The organism is Micromonospora sp. NPDC049139 (assembly GCF_055586845.1).
In genome coordinates this window covers 631,845-643,669 of record NZ_JBVJHK010000002.1, presented here as the reverse complement: position 1 = coordinate 643,669, position 11,825 = coordinate 631,845, and the positions used below count along the sequence as shown (strand labels likewise).

Annotated in this window: 9 protein-coding genes and 1 tRNA gene; 9 read left to right on the top strand and 1 reads right to left on the bottom strand. The window is 63.1% G+C overall.

Translation table 11 applies throughout. The annotated features are described in order from the left end of the window. Positions 1 to 88: 88 nt before the first annotated feature. A complete protein-coding gene (locus tag ACZ6Q9_RS06555; RefSeq protein WP_396830256.1) occupies positions 89 to 583 on the bottom strand; it encodes a YajQ family cyclic di-GMP-binding protein in 495 nt (164 codons plus the stop codon). 148 nt (positions 584 to 731) lie between these two features. Between ACZ6Q9_RS06555 and ACZ6Q9_RS06550 the strand changes: the two genes are divergently transcribed. From ACZ6Q9_RS06550 to ACZ6Q9_RS06510, 9 genes are all read left to right on the top strand, one after another. After that, positions 732 to 815 (top strand) — tRNA-Tyr (locus ACZ6Q9_RS06550). 923 nt (positions 816 to 1,738) lie between these two features. Further along, positions 1,739 to 2,269: a hypothetical protein gene (locus tag ACZ6Q9_RS06545; protein WP_396830255.1), complete on the top strand. Its 531-nt coding sequence runs from the start codon at positions 1,739 to 1,741 to the stop codon at positions 2,267 to 2,269. Between the two features lie 7 nt (positions 2,270 to 2,276). Further along, on the top strand, positions 2,277 to 4,712 hold the full coding sequence (locus ACZ6Q9_RS06540; RefSeq protein WP_396830254.1) for a hypothetical protein: 2,436 nt from the start codon (positions 2,277 to 2,279) through the stop codon (positions 4,710 to 4,712). 50 nt (positions 4,713 to 4,762) lie between these two features. Further along, complete coding sequence (locus ACZ6Q9_RS06535) at positions 4,763 to 5,431, top strand: hypothetical protein (protein WP_396830253.1); 669 nt, start codon at positions 4,763 to 4,765, stop codon at positions 5,429 to 5,431. Between the two features lie 752 nt (positions 5,432 to 6,183). After that, positions 6,184 to 6,759, top strand: a complete 576-nt coding sequence (locus ACZ6Q9_RS06530; protein WP_396830252.1) for a DUF2637 domain-containing protein — start codon at positions 6,184 to 6,186, stop codon at positions 6,757 to 6,759. 154 nt (positions 6,760 to 6,913) lie between these two features. Beyond that, complete coding sequence (locus ACZ6Q9_RS06525) at positions 6,914 to 7,327, top strand: hypothetical protein (protein WP_396830251.1); 414 nt, start codon at positions 6,914 to 6,916, stop codon at positions 7,325 to 7,327. Positions 7,328 to 7,380: 53 nt separating this feature from the next. Then, complete coding sequence (locus ACZ6Q9_RS06520; RefSeq protein WP_466021393.1) at positions 7,381 to 8,115, top strand: DUF6518 family protein; 735 nt, start codon at positions 7,381 to 7,383, stop codon at positions 8,113 to 8,115. A gap of 415 nt (positions 8,116 to 8,530) precedes the next feature. Beyond that, positions 8,531 to 9,589, top strand: a complete 1,059-nt coding sequence (locus ACZ6Q9_RS06515; RefSeq protein WP_396830249.1) for a hypothetical protein — start codon at positions 8,531 to 8,533, stop codon at positions 9,587 to 9,589. A 963-nt stretch (positions 9,590 to 10,552) separates the two neighbouring features. Next, positions 10,553 to 11,365 (top strand): tyrosine-type recombinase/integrase, encoded by an 813-nt coding sequence (locus tag ACZ6Q9_RS06510; RefSeq protein WP_396830248.1) that lies wholly within the window; start codon positions 10,553 to 10,555, stop codon positions 11,363 to 11,365. The last annotated feature ends 460 nt before the right edge of the window (positions 11,366 to 11,825 follow it).

Sequence of the window (11,825 nt, the reverse complement as noted above, 5' to 3'; positions counted from 1 at the left end):
CGGAAATACCGAACGACGACCGACGGCAACGACGTCTGCCAGGCTGCAGCAGGTCGACGACCTGATGATCAGCCAGGGCGGCTGAGGCTTACCGGTAGTTCGTGAACTGGAGGGCGACGCCGAAGTCCTCGCCCTTGAGCAGCGCGATGACGGCCTGGAGGTCATCCTTCTTCTTGCCGGTGACGCGGAGCTGGTCGCCCTGGATCTGCGCCTGGACGCCCTTCGGGCCCTCGTCGCGGATCTTCTTGCTGATCGCCTTGGCCTTGTCCGAGTCGATGCCCTGGATGACCCTACAGTCGATCTTGAAGGTCTTGCCCGACGAGCGTGGGTCGCCGGCGTCCAGCGACTTCAGCGAGATGTTCCGCTTGACCAGTTTCTCCTTGAAGACCTCCAGCGCGGCCCGTACCCGCTCCTCGGTCTCCGCCTGGAGGCTGATCGCCTCCTCGCCGGACCAGGAGATCTCGGCGCCGGTGCCCCGGAAGTCGAACCGCGTCGCGAGCTCCTTCTCCACCTGGCGGAGGGCGTTGTCGACCTCCTGGCGCTCGACCTTGCTCACGATGTCGAACGACGGGTTCGCTGCCATGCTCATGCTCCTGCTGTCCGGCGGTTTGTGGTCCTGTGTCCCCCGCTGACCAGCGGTACGACCCCCTGACGGTACCCGGTTGCGCTCCTGCCGGGGGGAGCCGCTATCCTTGCTTCCGCTACCGCGTTACGACGCGGTGGGGTGCCCTGGCGGGTTGCCCGAGCGGCCAATGGGAGCGGACTGTAAATCCGTCGCGAAAGCTACAGAGGTTCGAATCCTCTACCCGCCACCAGGTGCGAGAACGGCCCCTGACCAGCAGGAATGCTGATCGGGGGCCGTTGTCGTTCGTCTGACCGAGTCTGGCTCAGTCCAGCCGTTGACGACTGGCTGTGGGCAGATGGTGGGCAGGTCGATCTTGCCGCTGAGGGCTCTTCTGGGCTGCGCCTGTTGGTGTTGGCGGCGCTTGCTGGGCTGGCGCGGGCCGTGAGCATAGGGGCTGCCTGAGGACTCCGGGCTGGCGTGTCGCTGACTACGGGAGGCAGGCCGGGGGCAAGCCAGTCCCGGGGTTGGACTGGCGCGGCAGTCGGAAGCCCCGACTATCGATCACGGCGGCCCCTTCGGCTTCCGTACCGCTTGGCCGTGCTCGTGCCGCTCTTGTACATCAGCTGAGTTCGGGGGCGGCGGTCCGGCGGCAGTCGGTGGCTCTCCGCGCCGGCGCCGAAGGCGGCCGGGGCGGCTTGCCGCCGGCCGGCTCACCGCCCCCGCGCCGCGCGGAGCGCGGCGCCTTGATTCAAAAAAGACCAATTCGGCAATTGATCGACTCGCTGACTCGCTGATCCTCCAGCAGAAGGCCCACTTTCGCCTGCTGCCGCGGGGGTGGTTTTGTCCGTGGACGGTGAGCAGCCACTGTTGAGGGCTTGTGGTTGTGTGGACCAAAGAAGACGACTCACAGCTGCCGCTGTTGGCCGCGCAGACCCGAGCGCGAGTGTCGGCAACTCGACAAATCCAATGAGCCGAGTCCTATCGAGGCCAGTCTTCCCAGGTCAGACGCTTAAAAAGTCTGATCTTCGTCGATCTATGGCAAGGATGGGGAACCAAAGGTGCCGTATTGTCGCGTACTGAGCTGCTTGCACGGGATGAGCCGCGCAGTTGTGGCGTTTGGTCTGAGCGAAGCTACATGGTTGCCCAACGAATATGGCTACGGGAGGAGACCCAGTGGAAGAGATTGCCTTCCCGGTCTTGGTAGGCGCTGCGTTGGTTGAGGGCGTCAAGTTCACCTACCATCAATTCGACCTCTTTCTTGAGCGTCGGCGTTCGAGCCGACAGGGCGAACAACCGCCGGCGCTGGAGGCTCCGGAAGTTCCTCCATCGATTGAGGTCAACGGGCCACTGCAACTCAATGATGATGTCGTGGAGCAACGCGAGTCTGAAATCGAAATCCTGCATGCGTTGCTGAAGGTTTCGCAGAGTTACGAGAACCTCGACGGAAGGGAAGCCCAACTCCGAATAGTTCTAGGCAAAGCGAAGTCGATCCTTGACGCTGTTTATGGCCAGGAATTCAAGTTCGGCAAGGGCGATGACGCAACGTTTAAGGTGCAGAACCGCCTCGAAGATGTGCATGGAAGAGTTGTCGGTGCAGATGTGGGTGAAATCAACCACGGCGGTCATGCAGAAGTAGACAACCAAGTCGCGCGGGTCCATGAGTCGGGCGAATTCACCGGGGCCCGCATCGATCGGATCGGGTGATTCAGCGATGCTCGCACAGGCGATTCACGAATTTGGCGATCTGGCGAAGCAGTTGAGCGTCAAGGTGGATGTCGGTACGCAAAGTGGCGGCACCACGATTGGGGCCCAGGTAGTTCTTGGGTTTATCCAAAAAGACCATGCCTCCGAGACCATAACGCCGAGTCAGCTTCAATCGGTAGGGTCCATCTTTGCGCGGTCGGCGAGTTATTACGAGCTCCTATTGGACTTTCTGGCTCCTGGGTCCATTGTCGTAGTAACCGGTGCACCGGGTGTCGGCAAGTCGATTACGGCCCTTGCATTGCTGTCTGACATAAGCGAGATCGTGCCAGGGCTGGGGCGATTTAGGAGGCTCGGCTACGGCGCGGAACGCCTCATCGACGTAGACCGACTAAGAGATTCCAGCGACGTCTGCACAATCCTCGAGTTGCCGCCAGACGACGATGGGCGCAGCGGGGAACGGTCTTCAGCGTCGCCAGGATTTATGGTATCGAGTAAATTCGGGGACCATCTGAATTCGATGGCCGCCATCATGTCCAAAAGTGGTGGTCGGCTCGTAGTCGTTGTTGATGAAAATCAGTGGGACAGGATCGGCGTTGGTTCGCCTTTCAAGGCGCACCATGTTGTCCCGGCCCCCGGCGCAGAAATCATGCGAGGCTGGCTCGAACGGTACGGGAACAGGGACGTTGACCGCTGGCTCCGTGATGATGAGATCGTGCGCCTCATAAGGGATGAATCGCCCAGAGGCGTGATGAGCGTAATGCAACTGATCATGCGAGCCGACCGAGCTCCTGTGGAGCAGCTTCCTGCCGTCTTGCATGATCGCTCACTTGCGGAACTGGAAGTCGGCGACGAAATATTCCAGCGACGCGTTCTTAGCGTGGTTGCGGCGCGGCGCAGTTGGCACAAAGAACTCCTTGCATGGCATTCGCAACCTGGAAGGAGTAGTTTCGAGCGCAACTTCATGCTCATCGCGGCCGCGTATGGTAATGCCCCTGTGGGCGACGTGTACGACGCCGCTCAACGTTTGGGTAAGCATTTCGGGGAGCCTTCTGCGGAATTTTCTACGAACGGTCAAGAGGGAGTTGGCGTTCTTCAAGTAGTCGACCGAGTCGGGGCGGACCTGGCAGAGGACGTAGTCTCTTTTACCCGTCCAGGCTGGGAAGATGCTGTTGTTAAGTACTTCTGGGCAGACCGCCCGCGCTGCCGCGACGAATTTCTTAGTTGGCTAGTGAACGACGTAGTCCGTCCGGCCAATGGCGAGACAGAAAGCAAGGAATCCAGAGCCAAGAGGGTAGTAGAGTTCTCATTAGCATTCATGGTCCGTTTTGACAAGCTGGATCTTCTCGACACAATCGTCAAGTCTTGGCATGGTGACGAAACCCTCTACGAAGAATCCATTCGGTTGGTGTCGCTGGCGTGCTTCGATCAATCAATTGATCGAAAAGTGCACCATAAGCTGCGCCTGTGGGCTTCTGGAGGGGACGCGAGATTGATAGAGGCGAGCGCCCGCGTGTGTGCCGGGGCATTCGGACTCGCTTACCCCGGAAAGGCTCTGGTTCGACTTCGGCATGCGGCGAGGTCGAGTGACCCTTCTGTTCTTAAAGCAGTTAAAGAGGCTGTCAAGGCTCTGTGGAATGAAAAGACAACGCGGTCAACCCTTCTAAAGCAGGTCGAAGCCTGGTGTAGCGGCAACGACTCGGCTGGTCCGCATATCTTCGGCGCGCTAGCGGCAATCATGGATGATGTGCACCACAAGCCGTCCGTCCTTATAGCTGGCCGAGATAACAGCTCAACCGCGAACTTGACAGCAATTTTGAGGTGCTGGCAGACGTTCCTGGCTGCGCCCGTTGATGAGAATGAGTTAGACGAAAGCATTTGGAGTTGGTTCGAGGCGTGCCTAGCCTCCACCGATGAACGCAGTTTCGTCCTCCAGCTTTTCAGAGATGTAGTCAATGGATCTACCACACCAACTTTGCTTCGTCATCGACTGGACGACTCGTTGCAGCGCTGGTCTCTGGCATTGAACCTCAGCCCGGGGCGCAAGGACCTTCGTCGAGAGCTAGACGAGCTGCTCTATGCGGACCGTTACGCTGCAGGTCAGCGTGACGCCTCTGTATACGCGACTCTCCATGGGCGGTCTACAGACTACCCCACGGATGATGCGGTGAGTCACTCCACTACCGCCACTGCAGCCACGTCTTGGTTCGAAGAGGATTCATCCGGATGTGATGCCCCGCCATCGGGGCCGCCGGACGTATCGATGGTGGGCAGACAGCTATCTAGCGCCGGACCGGATCTATCACAAGGTATCGCGCGGGCAGATATGGGTGCCGTAGTGCCACCACCGGTAGTCGAGTTACTTCCGACGAGGCATGTTTCGTCCCTTGGCGGGAAGGATGAGAGCGGCACTACTGGGATTCACGACCCAACTCGCACACCGTGAACCTAAAGGCCCTTCTTGGCATTCGGGCCCGTCCTCGATTCGGTGACACTTTGACTTTTGAGTTCACGGATCAGGCAGACAGCACTCGAAAGGGTTTTCCTTTCGACGTCCATGTGACGTTGTCTTGTCGTTCGGCCGCTGAGATGAGTCGTCAGCAAACTGTTGCTCTGGCAGCTCGTCGTGCACGGCAGATAGTCGAGCCAGTTGCGGAGCGCTTCAATGTGCTGCGCTCCTCAGCGACAGAGCAGGAGATCAACTATGTGCTGGGCCGCGATTTCCCTGGGACCACGGAACAAGTAATATTTGGTTCTGCTCATGTCGTTGTCTCCGTGGCTGACGCTGTCCAAAGGGCTGCTGAGCTTTATGAGGAGTCGGTCCGCGAGATTTCTCGGGAAAGGCTCGATAGGGACAGAGTTCGAGCCGAGTTGACCTTTCTTAGGGACGATGTTTTCTGTGATCCTGCAACAGCCCGGCTGTACTGGATCACAAAGCATGGCAACCTTCCGGTGCCAGACGACTTCCACGAGATCATGCGGTCGGTAAGTCAGTGGGCGCCTGGTAGTGAATGGGTGGTCATTGCGCAATGCATCCAAAAATTTCTCGAGCAGTTTCCGAGGCAGAACGCGCGCGATCTAGTTCGCATGCTGGAACGACTCTTTCGTGAGAACGACAGGACGGACTTGGCTCAAGAGTTGGCGAGAGTATTGGATCAAGCGTAGCTGACCCCACTGGACCTTCGGCTAGAGGCTCCGAGGGCCGCCAAACGCGTACCGTTCCCACGTAACGATGCAGAAGTTTGCTAGATGCGCAGCAAGCCCGGCTGAGCCTTTGTAGTTGAAGTCGGCCAGGGTGGGCAGGTCCAATTCGGTGAGCGCCCTTGGGCCGTCACCTGATGATGCGGAGGATCCTTCTGGTCGGAGGGCCGCCCTGCACCCATGGCGTCGCTATGCCACCAGCGCTGGCGCTGACTAGCCTTCGCAGGCGCGACAAAATTACCACTGTACGCGCCAACCGGCCGCCCTTGCGCATTTAGCAACAGGGGAAGTGTCGGACGCGCGCCAACGCGTTAGAGAGTGTGGCCCACCCAGGGGTCGCCTTAAAGCCGCATCGAGGGCGTGGACGAACGCTATTGCCCTGGTCGAAGCAGCCGGTAAGTTCTGATTACTGGCGCGACCGCTCCATCTGTTCAAGTAATGCTTTGTTGCTCGAACAGGAGGGTCCCGACTTCGACAGCGAATAGGGTTGCAAGCTCTGAGTCAGCGGCGACTTGGCGTCGTCGTGTCTCCGTTTTGGAATCCTCGTCTGGTCTATTGTCGTCCTGACTCAAGCCGCTGCACATCGAGCTGAACGACTCCCCGGACCGGCTCGCCGCCGCCCTGCACGGACTGGCGCACATGGTCAACCGCCGCCGCGACCTCGACGGGCAGCACATTCACATCACCCTCACCGTCCGCAGCCCCCGGGGTGGCCGATGATCCGCCACCGGGCCGAGTCCGGCGTACGGGTGCTGATCCTGCTCGCCATCGGCACCATGGCCGGCGCTGCCGCCTTCACCCACGTCCACGATCTGACCGTTGCCCACGGACAGCCCGACTGGATCGGCTGGGCCAACGCCGTAGCGGTCGAGCTGATGGCCATCTACCTCGGCTTGGAGATCCGCGCACGCCGTCGCGACGGTCGTCCCGTCGGCTTGGTCGGCGTGCTCCTGGTCGCGTTCGCGCTGCTCTCCCTCGCTGCCCAGGTCGCGGAAGCCGAACCGTCGGTGTGGGGCTGGATCGTGGCGGCCGTTCCGTCCCTGGCGTTCCTCGCCCTGGTGAAGGTCGTCCTGTCCAGCGCACCCGCGGCCGTCCCGGCTCCCGAGCCGGACCAACCGCCGGTCGACTGGACCTACGACGTCCCGGAGCAGATCGTCACCGAGCCTGAGCCGCAGCGACCGGCTGAGCCGATCGTGTCCGCCCCGGCGGCCCGCCCGGCCCCGTCGGCGGTGCTGCCTCCGCTCGGCGTCGTCCAGCCCAACCGGCCCCAGGTCGTCGGGATCATCCGATGACCGCCATGCCCGCCGCCGACCGGCTACCGGAACTCGTGTATGACCTCGATCAGCCCGACGAGGTGCTCGTCCTGCGATCACGAGAAGGTCGAATACCGCTGGGGCCGCCTGGTGCTCGCCGGAACCGCCCCGCGCGCCGGCTCGCACTGGACCGATGACGGCGGCTCCCACGAGCGGCGCGGACTCAAGCACCGGGGCCGGCAGGAAACCCGAACGGTCCCCATCCCACCCCGGCTCGTCGAGCTGCTGTGCGCGCACGTCGAGAATCACGGCGTCGGCCCGGATTGGCCTGCACGGTGGGCCGCTCTCCGAGTCGGTCTACGACCGGTGGTGGAAGCTCGCCCGCGAGAAGGCGCTGACCGAATCACAGGTCGCCTCGCCCCTCGTACGCCGTCCCTACGACCTGCGTCACGCGGCGGCCTCGCTGTGGCTGAACGCTGGCGTCCCGCCGACCGAGGTCGCCCGCCGCCTGGGCCACGGCGTCGCCGTCCTGCTCCGCGTCTACGCCAACTGCATCGACGGGGGAGACGACACCATGAACGACAAGATCGGCGACGCGCTCGGATGATTCAACGCGTTTTCGTTGTCGCTGACACCGCCGTGTCAGGCGAGAATGTCCGAGTGTCCGGCGGTATCCAGGTGACGGAGTTGAAGGCCGTCGGCAGACGGTCGGCGCGGCGTGAACTTTCTCCGCTTCTTGCGGGAGTAGCCCTGGGGATGGCGGCTTTCGCTGCCGACCTCGTGCCGGAAGCTGTGGGTAGGTTCCTCGTGCCAGCCTTCAGCTCGGGATTCGCCTGGGGCGTGGTGGCCCTCGCCGTGAGCTACTACGCCCCGACCTTGAGATCGGCTCTCGTCGCTGGGGTCGGAACACTCGCCCTGGCGACTCTTACCTACTACGGCCTCGTTGCCTCGCTGAGTCGGCAGTGGCTCAGCGGTTCGGGGTCAGCGCTGCCACCCGACGGGCTTTACTCCATCGCGCGTGCGTCTGCCTTCTGGCTGGCTGGCGCGTTGTTCGGCGGACTGGTCCTGGGCTGCCTCGCGCACGTCGTCCGGGTCGGCGCAGCCCGTAATGCCAGCATTGCTCTCGGCGTTGCCTTCGGGCTGCTCACCGGTGAGGCTGCCTACGCCATCTTTCACGTCGTCTTCGTCTGGGTCGGTCCCATGGATTCCTTCGTCTGGGCCAGGCTTGGGGCGGCGGCAGTGCAGCTCCTTCTTGCGGCAGCAGCCGCGCTCGTTGCGTTACGGCTCCGCCGACGATCGGTCTCACTGCGGGTCTTCCTGATGACCGCCATGGCGTTGACGGCGGCGAGCACCGCGAGTTGGCATCTCATCGAGTCGGTCCGGACGACGCTGTAGCGTGCGAGCGGCGGTCCGGGGGCAGAATTCCGTACGTGGGCAGATGGTGGGCGGCCCACCGTCGGACGGCCGATTGGCAAGGAGAAGCGGCAGCTCAGCGGGGTTGTCCCAGCCAAGATCGCGGACGCCCTGTAAATCCGTCGCGAAAGCTACAGAGGTTCGAATACTCTACCCGCCACCAGGTGCACGAACGGCCCCGTGAGCTGCGGAAACGCACTCCGGGGCCGTTCTCGTTCAGTCCAACGGAGTCCAGCCCGATCCGGCGCTCTGTGGCTGGTTGCGGGAACATAGCGGGAACGGATGATCTTGGCTGCGGCACTCCCCGGCCCTACGAGCTTGATCGGCTGACGCTGACCGGCGGCGGCGCGCTTGTCCAACCACCTCCACCGAGCCCGCGTGGAGTATCGTCCTCGATGTGCTGCCAAGCCTCCAGTTCACCGAATATCACAAGTTTCTTGTCAGTGTTGGCGGCCTTTCAGTGGGGCTTGCGGCGGCACTCCCAATCTTCCTCCTTAGGACCCAGAAAGTCCCAACAATCAAGGCAGAAGATATTGGGAAGCTTGACCCTGCTTCTCAAAAAGCCTTAGCTCTCCAGCAAGAGCAGACCCTTTGGTTGTTGAAAGTCTGGCCGATAATCTCGGCATTATTGTTGGTCGTCGGTCTGGTGCTCGTGTGGCGTGGCGCGACGATATGGCGTAAGCGGCAGCGCGTGCTGAATAGCCGAGAGGACGCCGAGATTAAGCGCATTGCCGCCGAGGAAAGCAAGTTAACGCAGGAGGCTGCTTCCTTCATGCGCGCTCACCAGCTGTCGCCGGATGAGCAAGCGCGGGTGGCAGAGGAGAAGATCGAAGAGGATGGCGAACTGCTGGCCGTACCGGTCGGGTCGGAGCTTCAGGAGGCCGAGCCGTCGGCAGTGCCGCACCCACGCCCTGCATCCAACGTAGATGCTTCTTGGACTGAGTCTCTCGAGATCCCGGCTGATGCACCTTCGAACGTCCGGGGGCTCCTGACGTACCTCGTCAACCAGAACCGGCTGCTAGATCGCCTAGCGAGACCCTTCCAAGGTCAAGTTGACGTTGCGCGCGGCGTTCGTCTAGGCCGCGCAGAGATGGACGCGGTCTTCACCTCCTCACATCCCCAGTTGCCCAGCCTGGTTGTCGAAGTCAAAACTCTCCGGAGTGCGGGCGCGAAACAATCGGCCTGGTCGGGCATCTTGGCGGCCGACGAGGCGAAAGCAACTGCGGAACGCGAGGTGAAGCGGGAGTTCCGACCAGTTGTGGTGTATCTTCTTCCTGACACTGACACTGACAGCAAGCGGTTTTACGTAGCCATTGGCGAGGCGCTGCGCCAGAGAGCTATTATCTCAACGTCACCGTTAACCGTCATCGCGGTGCAGGCGCGGGATATTTTGCGGCTCAGCGTTGACCCATCTTGGCTTCAGACGGACACGCCGTACTTCCACTGGCAAGAGTAAGCGCTGGCGATCCTGCCATCCCATCTGCCGCCGACCCACACACCCTGGCCCTGGTCTGCTCGGCTTGCCTGGGTCGGTGGCTGGCGGGATGGCATCCCACCCCAACCACCCACGGACCGGAACCCTTCGGCAACTCCATCCTGGAGTCGTTGCGCCCCCGCCGGAGGCAGCTCTAACCCCAACCCCGCCCTCGCCCTCCGCCCCTTCTCCTACCTCCAACCCTTCCCCACCTCGGACCCGTGAGCGGCCTGACGGATTCCGTTCGGCAACTCGATCCGACCGACCATCGACCCGGTCCGCGGTGAGGCGTTACGAGGCTGGAAGGGGCAGGAGGTAGAGGCTGTCGCATGGTTCCGGTCAGTCCGGGACTTGTCACCGGGTCCCTTCACGGGCCCAGGGGTGACGCGCGGGGCGGGGCGTGGTTTGCGGGCCGGCTGACTTTCCGCCCCGGCGCCGTAGGCGGCCGGGGCGGCGGCTCCGTAGGAGCCGGTTGCCGCGCCCCGGCCCGCGCCGCGCGGAGCGCCTTGATCTAGTACAGGCGAATTCGGCAACAGATCACAGGAAGCGTCCGAGTCGACCTAGCCGGCACGAACACAACACCACCCGGGCCCTCGCCGTCCGGTATCGCCTCAGAGTGCCGCTACGCTCACCTCGCGTAGACACCGGCCGCCTATGTCGCTGCGCACATGCCGCCTGCCATCCTTCTCCATCAACGGCCCCTCGCGGTTCCCTCCTGGCCTGCCTGCCGGCCCACCCCCTCACGCTGCTTCACCACCAGCAAATTAGAACTCTTGTACGATCATCGGGTGGGCAAGGAGTTGGTGGCGCGATGGTGGAATGGCACCTGGGGTCGACTGACCCGGCGTGACGTGTGGCTTGCCCGCGAGGTCCGGTGGCACGTGGTTGCCAGGGCTGGGGACTCGGAGACGGGCAAGACGCTTCGGTGGGAGTTCGACACCGAGGATGGAGCTCGGCCGCCTGGACGCCAACCCCATCGACCGCATCCAGTGGACCGCCCCCGAGGTTGCCTCCGCCGTCGACCGTCGCGTGGTAGCCAACCCGACCCAAGCGGCGGCCCTGCTCGACGCTGTGACCGCGCTCGGCAAGCGGGCCGACCGGGTGACCGCCTTCTTCGGCTGCCTCTACTACGCCGGGACTCGCCCGTCGGAGGCAGCCGACCTGCGTCACGCTGACTGTGAGCTTCCTGGCCGCTGTCTCGCCTGCGGGGCCGAGCTGCCTGACGTGACGGTGCCAGCGACCGGCGCGTGTCGACACGAGAAGATCGAATACGGGTGGGGTCGAATCACCCTGGCCGGCACTGCTCCCCGCGCTGGCTCGGCCTGGACTGACGATGGTCAGACACACGAGCGGCGCGGCCTCAAGCATCGGGCCCGCAAGGACACCCGTGTCGTGCCGATCCCGTCGCAGCTCGTCGCGCTGCTGCACCGGCACATCACCGACCACGAGACTGCTCCTGACGGTCGGCTGTTCCGGGGCCTGCACGGTGGTCCGCTGTCTGAGTCGGTCTATGACCGCTGGTGGAAGCTTGCCCGCGAGAACGCGCTCACCCCGGCCCAGGTCGCCTCACCGCTCGCCCGCCGGCCGTACGACCTGCGCCATGCTGCCGCCTCGCTCTGGCTCAACGCAGGTGTCCCGGCGACCGAGGTAGCCCGCCGCCTGGGGCACAGCGTCGCCGTCCTGCTGCGGGTATACGCGAACTGCATCAATGGGGGAGAGGACGGGGTGAACGACCGGATCGGGAACGCCCTGCGGTGACGGTGTTCCCGCTGCGGGAACATCACGGGAACACGACCGGATCGGCGCTCAAGATCGCAGGAAAACCGCTGGTCACGGGCGGTGCAGCACCCAAGATTCCGCGCTCTCTGTAAATCCGTCGCGAAAGCTACAGAGGTTCGGATCCTCTACCCGCCACCAGGTGCAGAAAGAGGCCCCTGACCAGCGAAAACGCCGGTCAGGGGCCTCTTTTGTCGGTCTCGCTCAGTCCCGCCATGGCCCACGCAGTCTCGCTGGCTGTGTCGTATGCGTGTCGGCGCCTGCGGCGCGAACGGGTGCACGTGCGCGAACCTCCCAGGTATAGGGCTCGCACATCCTGGAACAACGGTAGTCTCGGCACCTGCGGGCGGCCTTCCTCACTGGTAGGTGCGTCAGCGAGGGCGATGAACGCGCCAGGCGACGGCCGAGCCGGTCCGCAAGCTGCTGCAGCGGGATAGGCCGG